The organism is Blastococcus sp. HT6-4 (genome assembly GCF_039679125.1).
In the GTDB taxonomy this organism is placed as follows: Bacteria; Actinomycetota; Actinomycetes; order Mycobacteriales; family Geodermatophilaceae; genus Blastococcus; species Blastococcus montanus.
Genome location: NZ_CP155551.1, coordinates 1,145,208 through 1,167,905, shown reverse-complemented (window position 1 = coordinate 1,167,905; position 22,698 = coordinate 1,145,208). Strand labels below are relative to the sequence as shown.

Sequence of the window (22,698 nt, the reverse complement as noted above, 5' to 3'; positions counted from 1 at the left end):
GAGGCGGCGAGTCGTGTGCGTCGGGCGGCCGGCGGGCCGCGGGCGGGGGACGTCTGCCGAGGTCAGACGACCCGGCTCGGCTCCTCTCGGACCGACGGCTCATCGGCGTCGTCGGGGATGGGCTCCCGTCGGATGAAGAAGCCGGCGACGACGCCGAGCAGGCTGAGGAGGCCGAGCACCATCATCGCGGGGCGGTACCCGGCAGCGAACTCCGCGGGAAAGCCGTACTCCCCGTTGCTCGTGAACACGGCCACGGCGACCGCCACACCGAACACGGCACCGACCTGACGGAAGGTGTTGCTGACCCCGGACGCGATGGCTGCCTGGGACGGTAGGACCGACCGCATGACGGCGGTCTCCGACGTCGGGAAAGCGGTGGCGATACCCACGCCGGCGATGAGCAGCGGCAGGACGAGAACGCCGTAGGAGTCGACACCGGTGACTGACGTCCCGAGGAGGATGAGCCCTGTACCGAACAGGCCCAGACCGGCGATCACCAGGGGTTTCTCGCCGATGCGGTCGGCGAGCACCCCGACGAACGGTGACACGATCAACGCCATGCCGGTTGCGGGGAGGAGCCGGATCCCGACCTCTAGCGGGCCGAACTGCATGGCGAGCTGGAGGTACTGGGCCGTCAGGAAGCCCAGTCCGTAGATGCCGGCCGTCAGGCAGAAACCGGCCGCACACCCTCCGGTGAAGCTGCGATTCCGGAACAGCTGCATCGGCATCATGGGAGAGGGCGCCCGGTACTGCCAGGCGATGAACAGGGCGAGTACGACCACCCCGCCGACCAGACCGAGCACGATGGTCGGGTCGGTCCACCCCACCTCGTTGCCGCGGATGAGCCCCTCGGCGATGCCGAACAGCCCTGCGGTGGCCAGGACGAGCCCGAGCCAGTCGACGCGGCGCACCACGCCGCGCGTCTCCCCCAGCTTCCGCATCGTCAGGTAGACGATCGCGATACCGACGGGCACGTTGACCCAGAACACCCACTGCCAGCTCATCCCCTCGACGATGAGTCCACCGATGAGCGGCCCGGCCGCGACGGCGACACCGGTGACCGCCCCCCAGATGCCCAGCGCGGTACCGCGCTCCTTCGGGGGTGTCGCGTCCACGATCAGCGCCAGTGACAAGGGATAGGCGATCCCGCCACCAATGCCCTGGAGCACCCGGAAGAGCACGAGGCTCTCCGCTCCGCCACTCACCGCGCAGAGGGCGGAGGCAACCGTGAAGATGATGGTCCCGACCGCGAAGAATGCACGCCGCCCCAGTCGGTCGCCCAGTGTCGCTCCGGCGATGATCGTCGCGGCGAAGGCGAGCGCGAAACCGTCGATGGTCCAGCTCAGGGTTTCGATGCTGGTGCCGAACTCCTGCTGCAACGTCGGCAGGGCCGTCGTCACGACCAACGCATCGAGCCCGACGAGGAACGACGTGAGAGACCCGAGGATCAGCGCCCACCTCTGCCGTGCGCGGGCGGAACTCGGCGCGTCGACCGCTTGGAACACGTCACACCTCGATTCGTCTGGCGCTGGGGGCGCCGGTGCCGACCGTCGGACCGCCTCCGACGACTGCTGCGTGCGATTGCGCGGTGCACTTCCACGAGCCCGCCCGGATCTGGTCAGCGCTCATGGGCCCTCTCGAGGGGCGGCGGCCGGATGTGGTTCGCCTGCCCTCCGGCACCGTGGTCCGGTCGCCTCCCGCCGTGGGGGGCTCGGCGTGGTCAGTGCCCCTTCGCGCACATGGAGTACCCGCCACTGATGATGTGCTGCGCCATCCCGACGTAGGCCGTCGGATCCTGCGGCACCAGCACGGCGAGCCCGTCGCAGTAGCGGTTGTACATGCAGAACGCGGCGGAGATCAGGACGGTGTCGTGGATCTCGGCGTCCGTGGCGCCGGCATCCTTCGCCGAGGCGACGAGTTCCGTCGTCACCGACCTGCCACTGATGGTCACCTGGCCGGCGATGACCAGGAGGGCGCGCAGCTTGGGCTTGAGGGGAGCGCCGTCGAAGTCGTCGATCAGCGATTCGAGCCGTGCCAGATCAGCACCCTCGTCCTGCTGGACACTCATCTGCCGGTGGGTCTGCCAGCAGAAGTAGCACTCGTTCAGATACGAGACGTAGGCCGCGATCAGCTCTCGTTCCGAGCGGCTCAGGGAGTTCTCCTCGCGGAGCAGGACCTCGGCCAGCTGGCTCAACGGACCACCGGTGTCCTGCCGGTACATCATGAGCCCGGGCGTGCCAGGCGGGGTGCCCGGTGGGATGTCGACGTGCGCCATGTGCGGAACCTCCAGTGCTGCGTTGAATGGATGGGACTCAGCACGCCCCGCGCAGTCGCGGCCGGGCGTGACGGCAGAGGTGGCGCGCAGGCGCCGCGGTCACGAGTAGAAGGTCGGGCGCGGCAGTTGCCCCATCAGGGCGTACTGGCCGACCTCCCGCTTCTTGTAGGCAACGGGGTCGTGCAGGCTGTGCGTGCGCAGATTTCGCCAGAACCGGTCGAACCGGTACTTGCCGGAGGTGGCCCGAGCACCCATCACGTCGAACATCCGGGTGCAGACGTCGAGACCTTCGATGATCGTGCGCTGTTTCGCGGCGCTGATCCGCACCGCTAGCTCCCCCCGACGCTGCGGAGTCATCGCGGGCCGGGGATCGTGCAGGGCGTCGGAGAGTGCCGCGTTCGTGGACTCCACGAGCGCTCCGGTGGCCCACAGCCGCGACTGGAAGTCGCCGTAGTGCTCGAGGACGTACCACTCCTCGCAGGCCGAGTCCTTGGGGTCCCCCCCGTAGGGCCAGGGACGGGTCTGGGTCCGGGTGTACCCAGCGGCGGCGGACAGCGCCCCTTCGGCGATGCCCTGGTAGAGGTTCGCCATGATTTGCTGAAGAGTCAGGATCGACAGCGAGCTGTACACCGAGGACACCAGTTCCTTGTCCACGAAACCGAGCGCAGCAGTCCACGGGACCTCGAGATCGGTCACGGTGATGGTTCCCGATTCCGTCAGTCGCTGACCCATGTTGTCCCAGTCGTGGTGGTAGACCAGGCCCGGTGCGGTCGATTCTGCGATGACGAATGCCGGTCGGCCGTCGGGGAGGGCAGCCCCGAGGAAGGTGCGATCGGAGAGGCCGCTTCCCGAGGCGAAGCTCTTCCGTCCATTGATCACCAGCGAGTCGCCCCGGTCGACGGCGGCCATGTCCTTGTCACGGGGGTTGAGCGCCCCGCTGTAGAACAGCGTCCCTCGGATCGCCTCCTCCTCGAGAAGACGGATCTGGCCCTCGGTGCCGAAGAAGCGTGCCGCCCAGAACCACAGGTAGTGGTATCCCAGGAGCTGACCGACGGAACCGTCGGCCCGGGAGACCGTTCGGACGACGTCGAGCGCGGTCGACCAGTCCTGCCCTCCACCGCCGGCTGCTCGGGACCCGAGCAGCGTGACCAGTCCGGACTCCTTCAGGAGACGCACCTCGGCCACGGGGGTGCGACCGGCGGCGTCTCGTTCCGCGGCGTCGCCCGCCAGCACCTCGGCGACCTCGCGGGCCCGCGCGAGCCAGTCGGTGGCGAGCACGGGGCTGTCCACCGTCGTCGCGGTCATGCCTGGACTCCGCCCGCGACCGACACGGCGGCGAGGGCCCGTTCACGGGGTGGCGCGAGCCGTGGGGACGGGGCGATGGCCGGCCGGGAGACAACGCGTGCGGGGGCACGCTCCGCCTCGAGACGCGACACGACCGCGCCAGGAGCGGAAGCCGAGACGCTGAGCGCGGTCGACCTGTCGCCCTCGAGCTCCTCGGCGAATCTGAGCCAGGCGCCGGCGCAGGCCCGCGCGATCGCGGCGATGGAGGTGCCGCAGTGGGCCGGGACGGAGTGCGCCACCTGGTCCTGACGGGTGGCGAACCCGCACTGCAGGTCGAAGAGCCGGAGAACGGTCCTGCCACCTTCGGTGAAGCGCAGCGACGGGTCCCGCTTGAGCAGCTCGAGCAGGGCTCCCATCTGACCCCAGTCGGGGAGATCGCGCCGGGACTCGACCGCGGGTTGGAGCTCCGTCGTCGACGACCGCGCGGTCGTACCGGCCTGCCGACGAGCGTTCCGTGCCGGCACCACGTCCTCCCCCGCGTTCATCCGGCGACGGACGTCGTGAGCCGTGCCGAGCGAGACCCCCGCCGCGCGGGCGACCTGCCGGAGGCTGGCGGTCGGGTTTTCGGCGAGCAGCTGCTGAGCACGCTCCCGGCCGGGTGCCGCCAGGACGGGTCGCACCTTGCCGTCCCGCCCCATCCGCCCGATCGACTGCGGTACATCGTCCGTGGCGCGCTGCCGGATCGACGCGATCGTGTTGGCCGCCAGTCCGGTCAACGACGCGATCATCCGGTCCGACCAGTCGGGGTGGGCGGTGATGACACGCCGAGCGGCGTTCGCCCGTTCAGCACGAGTCAGCGGGAGCCCGTGCTGGGCGTTCAGCCGGACGGCCAGGACGAAGGGATCGATGTCCCGGCAGTCCACGTACCGCACCTGGATCGTGTGCTCGCCACGCAACCTCGCGGCCCGCAGGCGGTGCATCCCGTCGATGATTCGACCGTCCGCCCGGTGCACGATGATCGGCGGCAGCGTGCCGCCACAATCGACGAGGCGTTGCACATGGTCGGCGTTCTCACCGCCGAGCCGAGGTGAATCTCCGGTCAGCAGGGAATCGATCGGCACCGTTTCCACGGAGTAGTCATCGACCACCGTGCCGGGACATTCGTCGGTGTCCATCAGAACCCTTTCATCGGATGAGTTCGGGTACGTGGAGTTCCGCAGTGGATCGACACACTCACCCTCCGGGTGACCTGGGGCGTCGTGCGAGCTGCGTACGACCCCGGCGCGGCAGAGAGAACACCACCCGCCGGGAGGGCGTCAAGATGTTGCGTCACTTTCCTATAGCGATACCGGCGTGTCCCTCATCGACCACCGCCGCGCCGTGTCGGCAGGCCCCAGGGCCCCGGCGGAACGCACCACGTGGTGGCTGGATGCGGCATGCTGCCCGCCATGTACCTGGAGACCCTCGAGAACGGTCACCGGAAACCCACCAAAGGCTTCCTGCGCGCCGCCGCGCTCATGTCCCGCGCCCCGATGCCCGACGTCCTGGTGGCCCTGCTCTACCGGCCCGAGCTGGGCGGAGGGCCACTTCTCGACCTGGCGGGGGCGACCATGCGGGGCCCGTCGTTCTGGACGGCGGCCGAGCACGAGAGCCTGGCCCTCCAGACGGCGCGCATCCATCGCTGCAACTACTGCGTGGACATCCACACGGAGCTCGTCACCATCGCCTCGCGCGGCGCGATGGATCCTGACGACGTGGCCTCCCACCGTCCGGAACTCCGAGGGGTCATCGGGCTCCTCGAGGCCTGCCACACGGAGGGCGGCGACGTGGGCGGAGCACTGCGGCGGACCCGCGCCGTCCCCGTTCCGCTGGACGCCATCCACCACGCCATGACCGTCCACCTGGTCTGGGATGCGGTGAACCGGCTCGCCCACGCCTACGGCTTCGAACTGCAGGGCGCACAGCTGCACCTCGGCACCCGCGCGCTCCACCTGTCGGGCTACCGCCTGCCCGGCTTCCTCACCGGCCACACCGACAGTTCGGGCGCGGACGGCGACGCGCCGTTCTCCGCGCGCATCGACGCCCTGCGGCGGGCCCCGCTCCACGCCCCGGCTCACGCCTCGCTGGACCTGCGCACGGCCGCACTGGCCGGCGAGCCGCTCCCCGAGCCGTGGAGCGGTTACGCGGAGAAGATCCGACGAACCCCGTCCCGGCTCGGTGTCGACGACGTCCGCCGACTGACGGCCGCGGGCGCGTCGGAGGAAGAGATCATCGAGCTGACGACCGCGACGGCGATCGGCGCCGCGATTCACATCTTCGACGACGTCGAGAGGGAGATGACGGCTCTAGAGGCCCCGTCCTGACAGGGCGGGGCCGCGCCCGCCTCCGCCGACTCCGGAGCGCAACCGTTCGACCGCACGGATGCGCACTCGAACGCCGAGGGCCGGGCGACCATCGGCGGCGAAGTCGCTTCACAGATGCATAGCGGCCCCGTAGCGTCTCGACCCCGACCGGCCGGTATCCACCAGCCACACCGAGTGAAGGGTCGTCCCATGGGCATTCCGATCGGCTACTTCGAGATCCACACCAGCGACTCCGGGGCCGCCGGCAAGTTCTATTCGGAGCTGTTCTCCTGGCAGCTCAAGGACGACATGTACGACTACCTCACCGTGGACACCGGCTCGGACACCGGAATCAGCGGCGGCATCCGGAAGCTCGACGAGCAGTCCTCGACCCCCGGGACCCTCATGTACGCGATCGTGGACGACGTCTCCGCCGTGCTGAAGAAGGCGCAGTCCCTCGGTGGATCCACCGCGGTCGAGCCGTACGACATCCCTGGTGTCGGCACGATGGCGGTGCTCGCAGACCCCGAGGGCAGCAGGATCGGCCTGTGGAAGCAGTCCTTCTAGTCCTCCGCGCGAGGTCGGATCCGGGCGGCGTACGCCCCTCCGGCCCGACTCGATTCCCGCCCGGCATCCACGTCAGGATGTCCGGGCGGGAATTTTTTTTCGCGGTCACAGCATCTGCCGGCGGGCGTTCAGTCGCACGTCATCACCGCGCATTGCCCCCGCTCGAGGCGCTCTCTACTTTTCGTGCTGATCCCCGCTGTCGCCTTTCCACGGCGAATGCGGGATCGCGCTGACTCTGCCACCCACGGGACCGGAGGTACGGCAGTGGCCATGTCCAAGGAGAGCGGGACCACGCAGTCGTGGTTGGAGGGCGGACCGGTCAGCCGTGTCTACGACCGCACCGTCAAGAAGCCGCGGCTGTTCGGTCTCCTCGCGAGGGTGATGTGGAGCGCGGACACGGCGAGGCTGCTGTACGCGGACATGACCCTCCCCCCCTCTCTCCCCGGCCAGGCGGTCCTCGACGTCGCATGCGGCGGGGGACTGGCGCTGCGCGGGCTGAGCACCGATTTCGACTTCCGCTACGTCGCCCTCGACATCTCCGAGCCCATGCTGGAGCTCGCGCGTCGGGAGGGCACGGCCCGAGGATTGTCGGGCATCGAGTACGTGCAGGCTCCGGCTTCTGCCATCCCGTTCGACGACGCGACGTTCGACCTGTGCACCTGCTACCACGGCCTCCACTGCTTCACCGACCCGCCGAGCTGCGTCGCGGAGATCGCCCGGGTCCTCAAGCCCGGAGGGGAGTTCCGAGGGACGGTGGTCGTGACAGGTCACCACCGCCTCTCCGAATGGCACATCTCGATGATGCAGCGACGCGGACAATTCGTGCACGTCGGCTCCGTCGAGGAGCTGAGGGCGCTGTTCGTCCGCTCCGGTTTCGCAGATCCCGAGATTGAGCGAACCGGCGCCTACGCGCACTTCCGCGCCCGACGCGCCGTCGCGTGAGCAGTGCCGGCCAGACGTCCCCGGTGGAGCTGCCAGGGCCTGGGCACCCGCCGGCCGACGCGGTCGGCAGTCCACGGCTCCCCGCCGGCGACCGGACGCGGAGAAATGGACCGAGGTCCGCACCACCCAGCCGCAACTCCCGGCCCGAACCGCCTCGCCCCCGAGCACGCCACCCCGCTGCAACCCAGGAGAACCGATGGCTCTGACCCCAGTCCGGGAACGCACGAGCGACCGACTCGCCCGCACGTCCAGCCGGGCGCCACGCATGGTCGTGATCGGTGTCGGCGGCGGGGTGCTGCTGGCCGCTCTATGGTCCTACCAGTTCGTGGACGTCACGATCGGTGACAACGTGGCGAACGGCATCCTCGGCTACGATGCGAAGAGTGCGGCGATCTCCGGCGCAGTCGGCGGCGCGATCTTCGCACTGGTATCGGGCCTGGCCGGCACGTTCACGGCGTGCAACATCGCCGTCTTCGGGGCCCTGCCGGAGATGGCGGGACGGCAGCGAGGACGCATGCGGGCGGCCTTGGCCCCGATGGGCTGGCTGGCGGTCGGCATGCTGGCCGTATCGGCCGTGTACGGAGCGGCCGCGGTGATGATCGGCTCGTCGCTGCCACAGCTGTCCCTCGGCACCGTGGGCGCCGGCATCCCGGTCAGGCTCCTCCACGCCTCGGTGACGTTCGGGGTGATCGGGTTGGCCTTCGTCTACCTGGGGCTGGTCTCGCTGGGCTATCTCCACGATCCGTTCACCGGCCGTCCCCAGGCACGGATGCTGGTCATCGGAGCACTCATCGGCGGCTTCCTCGTCGGCCGGCCCTACCCCTTGTTCCAGAAGCTCCTGGGGCACGCCGTGGAGCAGAACAACCCCCTGTACGGAGCGCTGACCTTCGTCCTGCAATCCATCGGCAACATCGTGCTCATGGGTCTGCTCGCCGTGGTTCTGCTGCTCGTGGCGACACGTACGGGGGTCGGCGGATGGCTGGGCCGCCGCCGCAACGCGGCCAGCGCGGCGGGCGCTGCGCTGATACTGTTCGGCACGTTTTTGATCGTGTACTGGGACATCAGGCTGCCGGCCATGTTCGGATACGGCTGGTTCCCGACCATGCCCTGGAACGCATGACCGACCGACGGGTGGCCCGTGGCCGTGACGCCGTCAGCCGCCGGGGCGGCGCCCGACCCGGAACGCGCGAGTCGTGTGACGGATCGTCAGCCGCACCGCGCGGCGCCGCAAACGATCTCGGCCGACGCGATCGAGCAAGAACCTGCGGATGCGGCCCTCGGCGACCGTCGGGCGTCGAGGTCGACAGCGGAACGGCCGGCCGGCGCACCCGGACCCCGATGCTCGGTGTGGTGGACCCCCCCGGTGCAGCCGGACGCGCACCCCGACCTGGTGCGCGTGCTCGATGACTTCGAGCGAGCCCGGTTGGCCCAGCTGCGGGGTCGGCCTCAGGGTGGCTGCTACCTGGCTGCGCACGCGCTCACCAGATTGGTCCTCGCAGACCGGCTGGGCGTACCACCGCGTCAGGTGCGCTACGACCGGACGTGCCCCTGCGGTGGTCAGCACGGCAAGCCACGACTACGGATCGACACCGCCTACACCGCGGCCGGTTCGGTCGATTTCTCGATGACCCACACGCCCGATCTCGTGGGCGTGGCCGTGGCCGACGCTGCGGTGGGGCTGGACGTCGAGAAGATCCGGCCACTGCTGGGCATCGCGACGCTGTCGGCGCAGATCTACTCACCCCACGAGCTCGCGCAGCTGCGCGAGCCCGCTGGAGACCTCGCGACGTTGTTCATGACATGGACCCGCAAAGAGGCCCTGGTGAAGGCCACCGGGGAGGGGCTGCGTCGGCCCATGAACTCGATCACCCTGGACGACACGCAGGGCGTGGCAGTCAGCGACTGGGGCTCCGCCCCGCCGGCCGGCCCGATGTGGCTGGTGGACCTCAGGCCCGGGCCGGACCATCCCGCCGCGCTCGCCGGCTGTGGCACCGCGCCATCGGCTGTCTCGGAGTCCGACGGGTACGAAGTGCTTGCGCACGCGAGGGGCGTCCTCGACTGAGGACTGCGGGCCCGTGGAAGAGCCGGCGGGGCGAGCCTCCGTCGACGACTCACGACGGAATCGCGGAGCTCGGGTCACGCACCCATGGCAGCCATTCGACGCATCAACTCTTCGGGGGACACGTCCTCGACGTGCGAGGCGACCGTCCAGCCGTGGCCGAACGGATCGATGATGTAACCGTCACGGTCGCCGTAGAACTGGTCCTCGGGCGCTCTCTGCAGCGATGCACCGAGCTCGACCGCCTTCGCCACCACTGCGTCGACGTCATCCACGTACAGGAAGAGGAAGGACGAGGACGCGCCGGTGTTCGCCCCGGGTGCCTGCGTGCCGCGCTCCGGGAACTCGTCCTCGACGATGAGCACCGAGTCACCGATCTCGATCTCCGCATGAGCGATCGTCCCGTCCGGCCCGGGGAATCGCATGCGCTCCTTGGCATCGAATACCGACTCGTAGAACTTCAGGGCCTCGACGGCGCCTTTCACGACGAGCGCCGGGGTCACGCGTCGATAGCTGTCCGGAATGGGATTCGGCTTGTCGGACACGGTATGGGTCCCTTCTCCGTTGCGTGAATTTGCGCCGGAACGATCGGCGATCGGCGCGCTCCCATTCATGGCTTCGTCCAACACCAGAAGGGCGTGCCACAGAGGAGCTGCCCGATGTCTACGCGCGCCGGAAAAGAGCGTCAAGATCACACGTTGAACGCTCCGACGCGACCGGGGCCGAGCGGCCGTCGGAGCCACCGGCCCCGGCCGCGCCTCCGATGACACGCCCGCCTGCCGACCACCCGGCCCCGCCCGGACGGCAGCGCCGTCGCCGAGCCCGCGCCGGACGGGACCCGGTGTCAGGGCCGCAGCCGGCCGGCGGGTCTGCGCCCGCGCGATGATGGCGGCCTGAGGACGGCGAAGGGGTCGGTGACCTCCAGCCCCGTCGTGCGGAACCGGTACAGCGTCGCCGGGCGCCCCCCGGACCGGCCCGGCCCGGCCAGCTCCCCCGTCGTCTCCAGCACCCCGCGGCGCAGCAGCACCCGCTGCAGGTTGGTGGCGGTGACTTCGTAGCCGAGGGCCGCCACGTAGACCTCCCGGAGCTCGGCGATGGAGAAGGTCGGCGGAGCGAGCGCGAAGGCGACGTTCGTGTACGACAGCTTCGCCCGCAGCCGCTCCAGCGCCGACCCGACGATCGAGCCGTGGTCGAAGGCCGTCCCCGGCAGCGCGTCCACCGGGTGCCAGGCGGTGTCCTCGGGCAGCACCGGGTCGAGGTCGCTCGGGATCAGCCCGAGGTAGGCGGTCGCCACCGTGCGGCTGCGCGGGTCGCGGACAGGATCGCTGCGGGTCTCCAGCTGCTCGAGGTGGGCCAGCTGCGCCACCTCCACCTTCGAGGCGAGCTGCCGGCCCACCGAGGCCCCGAGGGTCTCCTCCGGCAGCAGCGGCCCGCCCGGCAGCGCCCACGCCCCGGCGAACGGCTCCTTGGCGCGGCGCCAGAGCATGACGTGCAACCTCGCCGCCCGGACCTGGAGCACCACGGCGAGGGCCTGGTGCGGATAGGCCGGCCGTTCGGGCGAGGACCACACGGATGTCACGACGGGAATGCTAGATTCCCGATCGAGGTTTTCGCCTGAGAGTACGAAACCGTCCCCCCACAGGGAGTCCCCGTGACCGCAACGCTGCCCGCCCCGCTCGCTCCGAACCCGTCGACCACCTGGACGCCCGACCAGTGGCAGACCTGGCGCGACGAGGTCCGCCGGCTGGCCGCCGAGCGCGACGCCGTCGTCCTGGCGCACAACTACCAGGCCGCGCAGATCCAGGACGTCGCCGACCACGTGGGTGACTCCCTCGCCCTCTCGCGCATCGCCGCGGCCAGCAGCGCGAGCACGATCGTCTTCGCGGGCGTCCACTTCATGGCCGAGACGGCGAAGATCCTCAGCCCCGGGAAGACCGTCCTCGTGCCCGACGCGAACGCCGGCTGCTCGCTGGCCGACACCATCACCGCCGACCAGCTGCGCGCCTGGAAGGCCGAGCACCCGGGCGCCGCCGTCGTCTCGTACGTGAACACGACCGCCGAGGTGAAGGCCGAGACCGACATCTGCTGCACGTCGTCGAACGCCGTCGAGGTGGTCGAGTCGATCCCCGCCGACCGGGAGGTCCTCTTCCTCCCCGACCAGTTCCTCGGCGCGCACGTCCAGCGGGTCACCGGGCGGCAGAACATGCGCATCTGGATGGGCGAGTGCCACGTGCACGCCGGCATCTCCCCCACCGACCTGCGGCAGAGCATCGAGGACGCCCCCGACGCCGAGGTGCTCGTGCACCCCGAGTGCGGCTGCGCCACCAGCGCGCTGTGGATGGTCGGCCAGGGCGACCTCCCGTCGGACCGGGTGCACGTCCTCTCCACCGGCGCGATGCTCGACCAGGCCAAGCGGACGACGGCCAAGCGCGTCCTGGTCGCCACCGAGATCGGCATGCTGCACCAGCTGCGCCAGGCCAACCCGGCCGCCGCCTTCGAGGCGGTCAACCCGCGCGCCGAGTGCCCCTACATGAAGATGTCGACGCCGGAGAAGCTGCTGCGCGCGCTGCGCGAGGGCCGTGACGAGATCACCGTCGACGCCGACGTCGCCGCCCGGGCCCGCTCCGCGGTCGAGGCGATGATCGCCCTCGGCACCCCGTCGCTGGTCGGCGAGTGACCGTGGGGCCCCGCCGCACCGCGCCGGTCGCCCCCGCCGTCGTCCCGGCCCTGCCCCTCCCCGCGGCGGGGTGGTCCGCCGCCGTCGACGTCGTCGTCGTCGGCAGCGGCGCCGCCGGCCTGATGACCGCGCTCGCCCTGGCCGGGGCGGGGCGCCGGGTCGCCGTCGTCACCAAGGGGGCGCTCGGCGACGGCAGCACCCGCTGGGCGCAAGGCGGCCTGGCCGCCGTCCTCGGTACCGACGACGACGCCGGCCTGCACGTGCAGGACACGCTCACCGCCGGCGCCGGGCTCTGCGACGAGGCCGCCGTGGAGACGCTCGTCGCCGAGGCGCCCGTCGCCGTCCGGCTGCTGCAGGAGCTGGGCGCGCGGCTGGACCTGGACGCGAACGGCCGGCCGGCGCTCACCCGCGAGGGCGGGCACAGCCGCGACCGGATCGTGCACGCCGGCGGGGACGCCAGCGGTGCAGAGGTCACCCGCACGCTGGTCGAGGCGCTGCGGTCCGCCGGCGTGCAGGTGAACGAGCGCACCGTCGCGCTGGACGCGCTGCGGGCCGCGAGCGGTGAGGTCGTCGGCCTGCGGGTAGCCCGGATCGAGGACGACGGCGCCCTCGTCGACGCCGGTGACCTGCGCGCGCACGCCGTCGTCCTGGCCACCGGCGGCTACGGGCAGGCGTACGCGGCCGCCACCAGCCCGGCCGGCGCCACCGGCGACGGGCTCGCGCTCGCGCTCCGCGCCGGGGCCGAGGTCGCGGACGTGGAGATGGTGCAGTTCCACCCCACCGTGCTCTGGCAGGGGCCCGAGGCCCATGGCCAGCAGGTGCTCATCTCCGAGGCGGTGCGCGGCGAGGGCGCCGTGCTCGTCGACGGCGTGGGACGCTCGATCATGACCGGCGCGCACCCGCTCGCCGACCTCGCCCCGCGCGACGTCGTCTCCGCCACGATCGCCGCCCACCTGGCCGCCACCGGGGAGGACTGCGTCCTCCTCGACGCGACAGGGCTGGGCGCGGAGTTCCTCGCCCGCCGCTTCCCCGGCATCCTCCGCGCGTGCCTCGAGGCCGGGTACGACCTGGCCACCCAGCCGGTCCCGGTCGTCCCGGGGGCGCACTACACCTGCGGCGGGGTGCTCGCCGACCTCGACGGCCGCACCGGGGTCCCCGGTCTCTTCGCCGTCGGGGAGGTCGCCTGCACCGGCGTGCACGGGGCCAACCGGCTGGCGTCGAACTCGATCACGGAGGGCCTGGTGGCGGCTCGCCGGTGCGCCGCCATGCTCGACGCGGAGCTGCCGTCCGGGGCACCCGCCGAGCCGGCCGCCGGGCCGTCCTGCTCCTCCGGGGGAATCGACCCCGCGGCGCGGCCCGCGATCGGCGCGGGCACCAGCCGGCACGCCGGCGTCGTCCGCGGCGCCGACGGCCTGACCGAGCTCACCGGCACGCTCGCCGCCGCCCCCCGCCTGCCCGCCGGGCGGCCGCTGGACCTCGCCGCCGTCGAGGCGACGGCGGTGCACACGGTCGCCACGCTGCTGGCCACCGCGGCGCTCGCCCGCCCGGAGAGCCGGGGCTGCCACCGCCGGGCCGACGCCCCCGGCACCCGGCCCGAGTGGCAGGTGCGGCTCGCGCACCGCGTCGACGGAACCGGCCACCTGCACACGCGCACCGTGCCGCTGACCGCGTCCCGGCCGATCGAGGGAGTGGCATGACCGGCACCGAGTGGTTCCCGCTCCGCCCGGAGCTCGCCGACGTCCTGCGCGACGGCGGTCTCGACCCGGCCGCCGTCGTGGACGTCGTCCGGCGCACCCTCGACGAGGACCTCGCGCTCGGCCCCGACGTCACCACCCTGGCCACCGTGCCGGCCGGCGCGCGGGCCACCGGCGAGGTCGTGCCGCGGTCGCCCGGCGTGCTGGCGGGAGTCCCGGTGGCCGCGGCGGTCTTCGCGCTCGTGGGCGGGCCCGACGTCGAGGTCACCGTGCACGCCGCCGACGGGACGGCCGCCCGCAGCGACGCACCCGTGCTCGGCGTCACCGGGCCCACCCGCTCGCTGCTGACCGCGGAGCGCACGGCGCTGAACCTCGTCGGCCGGCTCTCCGGCATCGCCACCCTGACCCGCCGGTGGGTCGACGCGGTGGCCGGCACCGACGCGGTGATCCGCGACACCCGCAAGACCACCCCGGGGCTCCGGGTGCTGGAGAAGTACGCGGTGCGCTGCGGTGGCGGGGTCAACCACCGGATGGCCCTGGGCGACGCCGCGCTCGTCAAGGACAACCACGTGGCGGCAGCCGGCGGCATCACCGCGGCGGTGGAGGCCGTGCGGGCCCATGCGCCGGCGATCCCGCTCGAGGTGGAGTGCGACACCCTCGAGCAGGTGCGCGAGGCGATCGACGCCGGCGTGGGGCTCGTGCTGCTGGACAACTTCTCGCTCGGCGACACCTCCGCCGCGGTGGAGCTGGTGCGCGGGACCGGTGTGCGGCTCGAGGCCAGCGGCGGGCTGTCGCTGGACCGCGCGCACGAGGTCGCCGCGACCGGCGTCGACTACCTGGCCGTCGGCGCGCTCACCCACAGCGCTCCGGTGCTCGACCTCGGCTTCGACCTGCGCTGACCGACCCGCCCGCCGTAGGCATAGGAACCTTTGCCTACGGATGGGGGCCGAGAACCGTAGGCAAAGCTTCCTATGCCTCGCGGGGGGCGGGTCAGGATGGGCGCCGGTCCGGCGGGATCCAGCCGATCGCCGGAGCCACGTGCCGCACGACGGTCTCCAGCAGCTGCGCGTTGTAGTCGACGCCCAGCATGTTGGGAACCGTCAGCAGCAGGCTGTCGGCCTCGCGGACGGCGGCGTCCTTCGCCAGCTCCTCGGCGAGGACGTCGGGCACACCGGTGTAGCTCTTGCCGAACCGGGCGCGCACGCCCTCGAGGATGCCGACCTGGTCCTGCCCGTCGCGGTCGCCGCCGAAGTACTGCCGGTCCTGGTCGGTGACGATCGGCAGCACGCTGCGGCTCACCGAGACCCGCGGCTCGCGCTCCCACCCGGCCTCGGCCCAGGCGGCGCGGTAGCGGGCGATCTGCTCGGCCTGCAGCTCGTCGAAGGGCACCCCGGTGTCCTCGACCAGCAGCGTGGAGCTCATCAGGTTGAGCCCCTGCTTCGCGGTCCACTCCGCCGTCGCGCGGGTGCCCGAGCCCCACCAGATGCGGTCGGCGAGCCCCGGCGACTGCGGCTGGATCGCGAGCTTCCCCGCCGTCCCACCGGTCATCCGCGGATCGGCGTCGACCACCGGCTGCCCCGAGATCGCGGCCAGGAACAGCGCGGTCTTCTCCCGCGCGAGGTCGGTGTCGCTGCCGTCGCGGCCGGGCACGTACCCGAAGGCCTCCGAGCCGCGCAGCGCCGTCTCCGGCGAGCCCCGGCTGACGCCGAGCTGCAGCCGGCCGTCGGCCAGCAGGTCGGTCGCCGCGGCCTCCTCCGCCATGTACAGCGGGTTCTCGTACCGCATGTCGATCACGCCGGTGCCCAGCTCGATCCGGCTGGTGCGCGCCGCCATCGCAGCCAGCAGCGGGAACGGCGAGGCGAGCTGGCGAGCGAAGTGGTGCACCCGCACGTACGCGCCGTCGAGGCCCAGCTCCTCGGCCGCCACCGCGAGCTCCACGCTCTGCACCAGCGCGTCGCGCCCGGTGCGCACCCGCGACCCCGGGATGGGCTGCCAGTGCCCGAAGGACAGGAACCCGATCCGCTTCTCCACGACTCTTCCCTCTCGTCGACGTCTGCCGAGCAGCACTCCGCGAGCGGGCCTGATTCCCGGCCGGTGTGGCAGATCACCCGTGGCTGACGCGACCCGTGGGACGCGTGAGCTTCCGTGCGACTCAGCGTGACTGCGCGATCACGACTCTCCGTGATCCGGTTCCGTCACTTCCTGCCTGCGATGCGTGACGCTGTCCGCGTGAGCCTTCCCGCATCCGAGACGCCCCGATCCCCGGGCACGCCTGGCGGCACCGCCGGGCAGCGCTTGCGGGCGATCGACACGCTCCTCGCCGACCGGGGCCAGCTGTTCCAGGCGCTGTTCCTCTCCGCGCCGATCGCCAAGGCCCTCGTCGACCTCGACGGGCACATGCTGGTCGCCAACCCGCGGATGTGCGCCCTCACCGGCCGCACCGCCGAGAGCCTGGCCGGCCGGCACGTGGACCTGCTGGCCCACCCCGACGACCCTCCGGTCGGTGACCTCGGCCTGGAGCCGGCGCCCGGTGAGCCCCCGCTCGACCCGAACCTGCTGCTCGACGGCGAGCGCCGGCTGCGCCGCTCCGACGGCACCGAGCTGTGGGTGGTCCAGTCACACGAGGTCGTGCGGCAGAACAACGGGACGCCGCAGTTCGTCGTGCTGTCGCTGGTCGACGTCACCGACCGCCGGCGCGCGGAGGAGGACGCCGTCCGGCGCGCGTTCACCGACCCGCTGACCGGCCTGCCCAACCGACGGGCCCTCACCGACCGGCTGCGGCACGCCGTGGCGCTCTCCCGCCGCCGGGGCCTGCAGGTGGGGCTCGTGCACCTCAACATCGACCGGTTCCAGGCGGTCAACGACGCACTCGGGCACGAGGCCGGCGACCTGCTGCTCAGCCAGTTCGCCGACCGGCTCCGCTGGAGCACCCGGGTGGAGGACACCGCCGTCCGGCTGGGGGCCGACGAGTTCCTCGTCGTCGCCGAGGACGTCGAGGATCTCGACGGGCTCCGCGCCCTGGCCGACCGCCTCCTGAGCGTGCTGGACGAGCCGTTCGTCGTGAGCGACCGCGAGATCACCCTCTCGGCCAGCGTGGGGCTCACCCTCGGCGCCGACATGACCCCCGACGACCTGCTCCGCCAGGCGCAGAGCGCGCTGACCAAGGCCAAGGCCGACGGCAGCCGCGCCCGCATCGAGGTGCACGAGGGCGCGCTCAGCCGCAGCGAGGTGGACGGGCTGCAGCTGGAGACCGACCTGCGGCACGCGCTGGACAACGACGAGCTGCGGCTGTTCTACCAGCCGATCGTGCACCTGGCCGACGAGACGCTGCTCGGCTACGAGGCGCTGATCCGCTGGCAGCACCCGACCCGCGGGCTGCTGCCGCCCGGCGCCTTCCTGGACGCCGCGGAGAACAACCGGCTCACCTCCAAGCTCGGCGCGTGGGTGCTGCGGCGGGCGTGCAACGACGCCGCGACCTGGCCCGACGACCTGCGGGTGCACGTCAACATCTCCGCCCGGCACCTCGCCGAGGACGGCTTCAGCGAGCTGGTGGCGGCCGCGCTCGAGGAGTCGGGGCTGCCGCCCCACCGGCTCGAGCTGGAGATCACCGAGTCGACGGCGCTGTTCGCCGCGGAGGCCACGCTGCACTCGGTCGCCGTCGTCACCGACCAGGGCGTGACCCTGGCCCTGGACGACTTCGGGACCGGCTACTCCGCGATCACCGCGCTGCACCGGCTGCCGATCCACACGGTGAAGATCGACCGCTCGTTCGTCGCGGACGTCGTCACCCAGCCCTCCACCGCCGCGCTCGTGCACGGGCTGCTGCAGCTGGGCCGCGGCATGGGGCTGCAGGTGATCGCGGAGGGCATCGAGGACCTCGACCAGGCCGCCTGGCTGCTCGACCACGGCTGCGCGATGGCGCAGGGGTACGCGTTCGGCCGCCCCGCACCGCTGCCCAGCCCGGCGGAGGTGCTGATCGGCGAGGTCACCGACGCGCCGGCCGAGGAGGTCGCCGGTGAGCTGGTGTCGGAGCCGGTGACCCCTCCGACGCCGCTCCGCCAGCGGCCCGCCTCGCCCCCCGAGGCGCAGGATCTGGCCGACACCGGCCCGTTCGCCGTCCGCACGCTGTTCGACGAGCTGGCCGACCCCGACGACGACTGAGGCCCGGCCCGCCGGCGCTACGCCTTCGGCAGGGCCAGCGGCACCGGTCGCTTGGCGGCCCGGCCGTCGCCGGAGGACCGGCCGCGCAGCCGCCGGCCGATCCAGGGCGCGACGAAGCCGCGCACCCAGGCGGCCTCCTCGGCCAGCGCCGCCCGCAGCTCACGGGGCGGCTGCGGCGGGAGCGGGGTGCGCCAGTCCCCGCCGTCGGCGCCGGGCAGGCCGAGGGCGGCGGCCGCGGCCAGCGCCGTGCGGCGGTGCCCCTCGTCGGTGAGGTGGATGCGGTCGGAGTCCCACATCCGCCAGTCCTGGATCCAGGCCGCGCCCCACTGGTCCAGGACCGCCGCGCCGGTGCGGGCCGCGACCGACCACAGGTTGGTGTTGAAGGTCGCCACCTTGCCGCGGATGCGGCGCAGGATCGGGGTCTGCCGCGGGTCCACGCCGGGTGGAGCACGTCGGCGCCGGCCCGCCGGAACCGGACGACGGCGCTCTCCAGCTGCGCGGCCAGCTCGTCCGGGTCGGCGCCCGGGCGCAGCAGGTCGTTGCCGCCGGCCACCAGGCTCACCAGGTCCGGCTGCGCGTCGAGGGCCACGGGCACCTGCTCGGCGAGCACCTGCGGCAGCAGCCGCCCGCGGACGGCCAGGTTGGCGTACTCGACGTCGGCGCCCGGGACGGCCGCGGCGAGGTGCCCGGCCAGCCGGTCGGCCCAGCCGCGGAACTCGCCGGGGCGCTCGGGATCGGGGTCGCTGAGCCCCTCGGTGAACGAGTCGCCCAGGGCGATGTAGCGGCGCCAGGGGGACGAGGCGGAGCGGACGAACTGCACGGCTCACCTCAGCACGGCCCGCTGCGCCGCCGTCACCGGGGTGAGAGCGCCTCCGCTCAGCCGCGGTAGGTCTCCAGCAGCCGCAGCCAGACCTCGCTGATCGTGGGATACGCCGGCACCGCGTGCCACAGCCGGGCGATCGGCACCTCGCCGACGACCGCGATCGTCGCCGCGTGCAGCAGCTCGGCCACGGCCGGGCCGACGAAGGTCACCCCGAGCAGCACCTCGCGCTCGGTGTCGACGACGGCGATCGCCGTCCCGGTGTACCCGTCGGCGAACAGCGCGGCGCCGGCCACGCTGCCGATCGGGTACTCGACGACGCGGTGCGGCAGCCCGGCCTCCTCCGCCTCGGCGGCGGTGCGCCCGACGCTGGCGACCTGGGGATCGGTGAACACCACCGACGGCGTCGCGACCTCGTCCGCGGTGTCCACGAACGGCGACCAGGCAGAGGTGTCGACCTGCTCGCCGCGAGCGCGCGCGACGATCGCCGCGCCGGCCTGCCGGGCCTGGTACTTCCCCATGTGGGTGAGCAGCCGCCGGCCGTTGACGTCGCCGACCCCGTACAGCCAGGGCACGCCCTCCACCCGGAGCGTGGCGTCGACGGCGAGGTACTCCCCCGGCTCCAGGCCGACCGTGTCGGCGCCGATGTCGGTGGTGCGCGCCGACCGGCCGACCGCCACCAGCACCTCGTCGCCGCGGAACTCGCCGTCCGCCGTCGTCAGCACCGCCTCGGTGCCGTCCCGACGGGCGGCCGTGACCTCCGCGTCCAGCCGCACGGCCACGCTGGACCGCCGCAGCGACTCCGCCACGGCGTCGCCGGCCTGCGGCTCCGCGCGCGGCAGCAGCCGGCCGCCGCGCTCCAGCACGGTCACCTGCGAGCCGAGCGCCTGCCAGGCGGTGGCCATCTCGCAGCCGACGTAGCCGCCACCGAGGACCAGCAGCCGGGCCGGGGCCTCCTTCGCGCTGGTCGCCTCGCGCGGCCCCCAGGCGCCCACGCCGGCCAGGCCGTCGATCGGCGGGGTCGCCGACGTCGAGCCGGTGCAGACGGCCACCGCGTGCCGCGCCGTCAGCCGGATCCGCGTGCCGTCCTCGGCGGTGACGACGACGGTGCGCTCCCCGTCGAGGCGTCCGGTACCGCGCAGCAGGTCGATGCCGGCGCTGCGCACCCACTCGACCTGGCCGGAGTCGTTCCAGTGCGAGGTGAACGAGTCGCGGCGGGCGAGCGTGGAGGGGACGTCCTGCTCCCCGGTCACCGCCTCGGCCGCGCCGGGCACCGACCGCGCCTCGGCGAGCACCTCGGTGCCGCGCAGGAGCGCCTTGCTCGGCATGCACGCCCAGTACGAGCACTCCCCGCCGACCAGTTCGGGCTCGACCAGGACGGCCGACAGCCCGCCCCGGACGACGATGTCGGCGACGTTCTCCCCGGTCGACCCCGCCCCGAGGACGACGACGTCACAGCTGCGCTCTTCGATGTCCACGATGCTCCTGTCGCTCCCGCGGGACGCTCCGCTCCTCGCTGCGATGCTCACGTCCCTGTCCGCTCCCCCGACAGATCCTGACGGTGTGGTCGACTGGCCGCCATGTCCGTGGACGCCGCCGAGTTCGCCACCGCCCTGGCCCAGTACGCCGCCGGGGTCTGCCTGCTGACCGTGCGGGACGACATCGACGACATCGGGACGACGGTCAGCTCGGTGATGAGCGTGTCGGCCTCCCCGCCGCTGGTCGCCGTCGGCCTGACCGCCGCCGGCTACCCGGCCGAGGTGCTCGAGGACGTCGGCCGCTGCGCGCTCACGGTGCTCGCCGCCGAGCACGCGATCGTGGCCTCGCGCTTCTCCTCCGCCGGCCGGCCCAGCGCCCGCCACCTGCTGGAGTCGGTCCCGTGGACCCGCGCCGCGGGCAGCGGCGGGATCGTGCTGAGCGAGGGCCTGGCCGCGCTGGACTGCCGGCTCGAGCGGCTGGTCGAGGCCGGCGACCACGTCCTGGCGCTGCTCGCCGTCGACGACGTCGCCGTCCTCAACCCCGGCGCCCGACCGCTGCTGCGGCTGCGCGGCCGGTACACCGACGACACCGGGACGGCGGCCGGGCGCGGCTGACCCGGTGAGGAAGTTCCACCGCCGGTGTCACATCCCGGCGCCCGGCGGTGCTGTACCGGTATGGACCTCGTCGGGCACGGTGGGCGGCACCCGGCCGTCGCCCTCCCCGCCGCCGTCCTCCCCCTCGAGGGACGACCGGCGGCGCGGGGACGGCCCCAGCGGAAGGACGGCGTGGCGGTGACGGCTCCGACAGCGCGGGTGGGCGTCCGCAGCGACCTCGAGGACGTCTTCCGGCAGCACTACGGGCAGGTGGCCGGGGTCGCCGCCCGGGTGCTCGGTTCGCGCGACCAGGCCGAGGACGTCGCCCAGGAGGTCTTCCTGTCCTTCGGTCGCTCGTCGGTCCCCGCCGCCGAGGCCGCAGGCTGGCTGTCGGTCGCCGCGGCCCACACCGCGCTGAACCTGATCCGTTCCGGGCGCCGCCGCGCGGACCGGGAGGAGACGGTGGCCTCCGCCGCCGACTCCGTCACCCCGGACGTGGCCGACACGGTGCTCACCCTCGAGGACCGCAGCCGTGTCCGGGCGGCCCTGGCCCGGCTGCCCCGCAAGCAGGCGACCGCGCTCGTGCTGCGCCACAGCGGCCTGAGCTACGCCGAGGTCGCCACCGCACTGAATCTCTCCCCCGGCAGCGTCGGCACGACCGTCCGCCGCGCCGAATCCGCCCTTCGCAAGGAGCTGAACCGCCATGCGTCATCCGAATGAGGGCGTCCTCCGCCGGCTGATCGACGAGCCCGCCGGGGTGTCCGACGCCGACCGCGCCCACGTCGCCGACTGCCCCGTCTGCCTGCGCGCCCTGGACGACGCCCGGGCCGATGCGCAGCTCGTCGGCGCAGCGCTCGGCGGCCCCGCCGCCGTCGACACCGACGCGGCATGGGCCCGGTTCCCGGCCACCTCCGCCCCGTCGACCACGACCGCCGCCCGCCCGGCGCGCGCCGCCGCCGCGAACCGGTGGGGCACGGCCGTCCGGCGTCCCGCGGTCGCCGCGCTCGGCGCGGTGGTCCTGCTGACCGGCGCCGGCGTCGCGGCGGCCAACGACTGGCTGCCGATCTTCCAGACCGAGCGCGTCGACCCGGTGGAGCTGACCTCCACCGACCTGGTCCAGGTGCCCGACCTCTCCGCCTACGGCGACCTGCAGTTCACCGAGGCGCCGGAGCCGGAGCAGGTGGCCGACGCCGCGACCGCGCAGGAGCGGACCGGTCTCGCCGTCCCCCAGGTCGGCGAGCTGCCCGAGGGCGTGACCGGCGACCCGGCCCACCTGGCCGCCGGACGGGTGAGCGCCACCTTCACCTTCTCCGCCGCCAAGGCCGCGCAGGCCGCGGCGGCCGAGGGCGAGGTGCTCCCACCGCCGCCCGCCGGCCTGGACGGCACCCAGCTCCGGCTGCAGGCGGGGCCCGGCGTCGCGGCGATCTGGTCGCAGCCGACCGGCGTGCCGACGCTGGTCGTCGCCCGGGCCGAGGCGCCGACGGTCTACTCGCAGGGCGTGCCGTTCGAGACGGTGCGCGACTACCTGCTGTCGCTCCCGGGGCTGCCCGACGGCCTCGCCGACCAGCTGCGGGACCTCTCCACGGACGGCGCCACGCTGCCCCTCCCCGTCCCGGCGGAGCTGGTGACCAGCTCCACGGCCGACGTCGACGGCACCGCGGCGACCGTGCTCACCTCCCGCAACGGCCTGTTCGCCGGTGTGGTCTGGGTCGAGGACGGCGTGATGACCGGGGTGGCCGGGTCGCTGAGCGCCGACGAGCTCCTGTCGGTCGCCCGTGACCTCGCCTGAGGCCGCTACCGTCCGC

At 73.0% G+C, this 22,698-nt stretch carries 21 protein-coding genes and 1 pseudogene; 12 read left to right on the top strand and 10 right to left on the bottom strand.

Annotation, left to right across the window (positions count from 1 at the left end; all coding sequences use genetic code 11):
- Positions 1–62: 62 nt before the first annotated feature.
- From ABDB74_RS05765 to ABDB74_RS05750, 4 genes are all read right to left on the bottom strand, one after another.
- A complete protein-coding gene (locus ABDB74_RS05765; RefSeq protein ID WP_346622456.1) occupies positions 63–1,505 on the bottom strand; it encodes a DHA2 family efflux MFS transporter permease subunit in 1,443 nt (480 codons plus the stop codon).
- A gap of 215 nt (positions 1,506–1,720) precedes the next feature.
- A complete protein-coding gene (locus tag ABDB74_RS05760) occupies positions 1,721–2,275 on the bottom strand; it encodes a carboxymuconolactone decarboxylase family protein (RefSeq protein ID WP_346622454.1) in 555 nt (184 codons plus the stop codon).
- Positions 2,276–2,374: 99 nt separating this feature from the next.
- Positions 2,375–3,580: an acyl-CoA dehydrogenase family protein gene (locus ABDB74_RS05755; protein WP_346622453.1), complete on the bottom strand. Its 1,206-nt coding sequence runs from the start codon at positions 3,578–3,580 to the stop codon at positions 2,375–2,377.
- Positions 3,577–4,680 (bottom strand): ParB/RepB/Spo0J family partition protein, encoded by a 1,104-nt coding sequence (locus ABDB74_RS05750; RefSeq protein WP_346622451.1) that lies wholly within the window; start codon positions 4,678–4,680, stop codon positions 3,577–3,579. Before ABDB74_RS05750 ends, ABDB74_RS05755 begins: the two co-directional genes overlap by 4 nt.
- A gap of 315 nt (positions 4,681–4,995) precedes the next feature.
- Here ABDB74_RS05750 and ABDB74_RS05745 point away from each other — a divergent pair, with 315 nt between their 5' ends.
- The 5 genes from ABDB74_RS05745 (at position 4,996) to ABDB74_RS05725 (ending at position 9,472) form a co-directional block, all read left to right on the top strand.
- Entirely contained in the window at positions 4,996–5,922 is a 927-nt protein-coding gene (locus tag ABDB74_RS05745) for a hypothetical protein (protein ID WP_346622449.1), read from the top strand.
- 189 nt (positions 5,923–6,111) lie between these two features.
- Entirely contained in the window at positions 6,112–6,468 is a 357-nt protein-coding gene (locus ABDB74_RS05740) for a VOC family protein (RefSeq protein ID WP_346622448.1), read from the top strand.
- A 270-nt stretch (positions 6,469–6,738) separates the two neighbouring features.
- Entirely contained in the window at positions 6,739–7,410 is a 672-nt protein-coding gene (locus ABDB74_RS05735; RefSeq protein WP_346622446.1) for a class I SAM-dependent methyltransferase, read from the top strand.
- A 265-nt stretch (positions 7,411–7,675) separates the two neighbouring features.
- Positions 7,676–8,530, top strand: a complete 855-nt coding sequence (locus ABDB74_RS05730; RefSeq protein WP_346622444.1) for a hypothetical protein — start codon at positions 7,676–7,678, stop codon at positions 8,528–8,530.
- Between the two features lie 243 nt (positions 8,531–8,773).
- Entirely contained in the window at positions 8,774–9,472 is a 699-nt protein-coding gene (locus tag ABDB74_RS05725) for a 4'-phosphopantetheinyl transferase superfamily protein (RefSeq protein WP_346622442.1), read from the top strand.
- A gap of 74 nt (positions 9,473–9,546) precedes the next feature.
- Here ABDB74_RS05725 and ABDB74_RS05720 read toward each other — a convergent pair whose 3' ends face one another.
- Entirely contained in the window at positions 9,547–10,014 is a 468-nt protein-coding gene (locus ABDB74_RS05720; RefSeq protein ID WP_346622441.1) for a VOC family protein, read from the bottom strand.
- Between the two features lie 299 nt (positions 10,015–10,313).
- On the bottom strand, positions 10,314–11,048 hold the full coding sequence (locus ABDB74_RS05715; protein ID WP_346622440.1) for an NrtR DNA-binding winged helix domain-containing protein: 735 nt from the start codon (positions 11,046–11,048) through the stop codon (positions 10,314–10,316).
- Between the two features lie 72 nt (positions 11,049–11,120).
- Between ABDB74_RS05715 and nadA the strand changes: the two genes are divergently transcribed.
- The 3 genes from nadA to nadC are packed head-to-tail and all read left to right on the top strand — an operon-like array spanning position 11,121 to position 14,739.
- The gene (nadA, locus tag ABDB74_RS05710) at positions 11,121–12,146 is read left to right on the top strand and encodes a quinolinate synthase NadA (RefSeq protein ID WP_346622438.1); all 1,026 of its coding nucleotides are present in this window, start codon (positions 11,121–11,123) and stop codon (positions 12,144–12,146) included.
- Positions 12,143–13,843: an L-aspartate oxidase gene (locus ABDB74_RS05705; RefSeq protein ID WP_346622436.1), complete on the top strand. Its 1,701-nt coding sequence runs from the start codon at positions 12,143–12,145 to the stop codon at positions 13,841–13,843. The genes nadA and ABDB74_RS05705 overlap by 4 nt, the downstream gene beginning before the upstream one ends.
- The gene (gene nadC, locus ABDB74_RS05700) at positions 13,840–14,739 is read left to right on the top strand and encodes a carboxylating nicotinate-nucleotide diphosphorylase (RefSeq protein ID WP_346622435.1); all 900 of its coding nucleotides are present in this window, start codon (positions 13,840–13,842) and stop codon (positions 14,737–14,739) included. Before ABDB74_RS05705 ends, nadC begins: the two co-directional genes overlap by 4 nt.
- 91 nt (positions 14,740–14,830) lie before the next feature.
- On the opposite strand, the gene ABDB74_RS05695 is transcribed toward nadC, so the two are convergent.
- Positions 14,831–15,871, bottom strand: a complete 1,041-nt coding sequence (locus ABDB74_RS05695) for an LLM class flavin-dependent oxidoreductase (RefSeq protein WP_346622433.1) — start codon at positions 15,869–15,871, stop codon at positions 14,831–14,833.
- Positions 15,872–16,069: 198 nt separating this feature from the next.
- On the opposite strand from ABDB74_RS05695, the gene ABDB74_RS05690 reads away from it, so the two are divergent.
- Positions 16,070–18,001 (top strand): EAL domain-containing protein, encoded by a 1,932-nt coding sequence (locus ABDB74_RS05690; RefSeq protein ID WP_346622432.1) that lies wholly within the window; start codon positions 16,070–16,072, stop codon positions 17,999–18,001.
- Positions 18,002–18,018: 17 nt separating this feature from the next.
- Here the strand turns inward: ABDB74_RS05690 and ABDB74_RS05685 are convergent, their stop codons facing one another.
- The 3 genes and pseudogenes from ABDB74_RS05685 to ABDB74_RS05675 all read right to left on the bottom strand — a co-directional run bounded on the left by ABDB74_RS05685 (position 18,019) and on the right by ABDB74_RS05675 (position 20,299).
- Positions 18,019–18,438 carry a hypothetical protein gene (locus ABDB74_RS05685; protein WP_346622431.1) on the bottom strand — a complete coding sequence of 140 codons (420 nt, stop codon included), beginning with the start codon at positions 18,436–18,438 and terminating at the stop codon, positions 18,019–18,021.
- 35 nt (positions 18,439–18,473) lie between these two features.
- Positions 18,474–18,821 (bottom strand): annotated as a pseudogene (locus ABDB74_RS05680) (SGNH/GDSL hydrolase family protein); the annotation flags it as partial.
- 56 nt (positions 18,822–18,877) lie between these two features.
- Positions 18,878–20,299: an NAD(P)/FAD-dependent oxidoreductase gene (locus ABDB74_RS05675; protein WP_346622430.1), complete on the bottom strand. Its 1,422-nt coding sequence runs from the start codon at positions 20,297–20,299 to the stop codon at positions 18,878–18,880.
- Between the two features lie 102 nt (positions 20,300–20,401).
- Between ABDB74_RS05675 and ABDB74_RS05670 the strand changes: the two genes are divergently transcribed.
- The 3 genes from ABDB74_RS05670 (at position 20,402) to ABDB74_RS05660 (ending at position 22,682) form a co-directional block, all read left to right on the top strand.
- Positions 20,402–20,914: a flavin reductase family protein gene (locus ABDB74_RS05670; RefSeq protein WP_346622428.1), complete on the top strand. Its 513-nt coding sequence runs from the start codon at positions 20,402–20,404 to the stop codon at positions 20,912–20,914.
- A 177-nt stretch (positions 20,915–21,091) separates the two neighbouring features.
- The gene (locus ABDB74_RS05665; protein WP_346622426.1) at positions 21,092–21,613 is read left to right on the top strand and encodes a sigma-70 family RNA polymerase sigma factor; all 522 of its coding nucleotides are present in this window, start codon (positions 21,092–21,094) and stop codon (positions 21,611–21,613) included.
- Positions 21,597–22,682 carry a hypothetical protein gene (locus ABDB74_RS05660; protein ID WP_346622425.1) on the top strand — a complete coding sequence of 362 codons (1,086 nt, stop codon included), beginning with the start codon at positions 21,597–21,599 and terminating at the stop codon, positions 22,680–22,682. The genes ABDB74_RS05665 and ABDB74_RS05660 overlap by 17 nt, the downstream gene beginning before the upstream one ends.
- Positions 22,683–22,698 lie beyond the last annotated feature (16 nt).

Excerpts from the sequence above, each read along its gene's own strand:
- ABDB74_RS05760 (WP_346622454.1), bottom strand. The coding sequence starts at position 2,275 with ATGGCGCACGTCGACATCCCACCGGGCACCCCGCCTGGCACGCCCGGG.
- ABDB74_RS05755 (WP_346622453.1), bottom strand. The coding sequence starts at position 3,580 with ATGACCGCGACGACGGTGGACAGCCCCGTGCTCGCCACCGACTGGCTC.
- ABDB74_RS05745 (WP_346622449.1), top strand. The coding sequence starts at position 4,996 with ATGCTGCCCGCCATGTACCTGGAGACCCTCGAGAACGGTCACCGGAAA.
- ABDB74_RS05740 (WP_346622448.1), top strand. The coding sequence starts at position 6,112 with ATGGGCATTCCGATCGGCTACTTCGAGATCCACACCAGCGACTCCGGG.
- ABDB74_RS05735 (WP_346622446.1), top strand. The coding sequence starts at position 6,739 with ATGTCCAAGGAGAGCGGGACCACGCAGTCGTGGTTGGAGGGCGGACCG.
- ABDB74_RS05730 (WP_346622444.1), top strand. The coding sequence starts at position 7,676 with ATGGTCGTGATCGGTGTCGGCGGCGGGGTGCTGCTGGCCGCTCTATGG.
- nadC (WP_346622435.1), top strand. The coding sequence starts at position 13,840 with ATGACCGGCACCGAGTGGTTCCCGCTCCGCCCGGAGCTCGCCGACGTC.
- ABDB74_RS05670 (WP_346622428.1), top strand. The coding sequence starts at position 20,402 with ATGTCCGTGGACGCCGCCGAGTTCGCCACCGCCCTGGCCCAGTACGCC.
- ABDB74_RS05660 (WP_346622425.1), top strand. The coding sequence starts at position 21,597 with ATGCGTCATCCGAATGAGGGCGTCCTCCGCCGGCTGATCGACGAGCCC.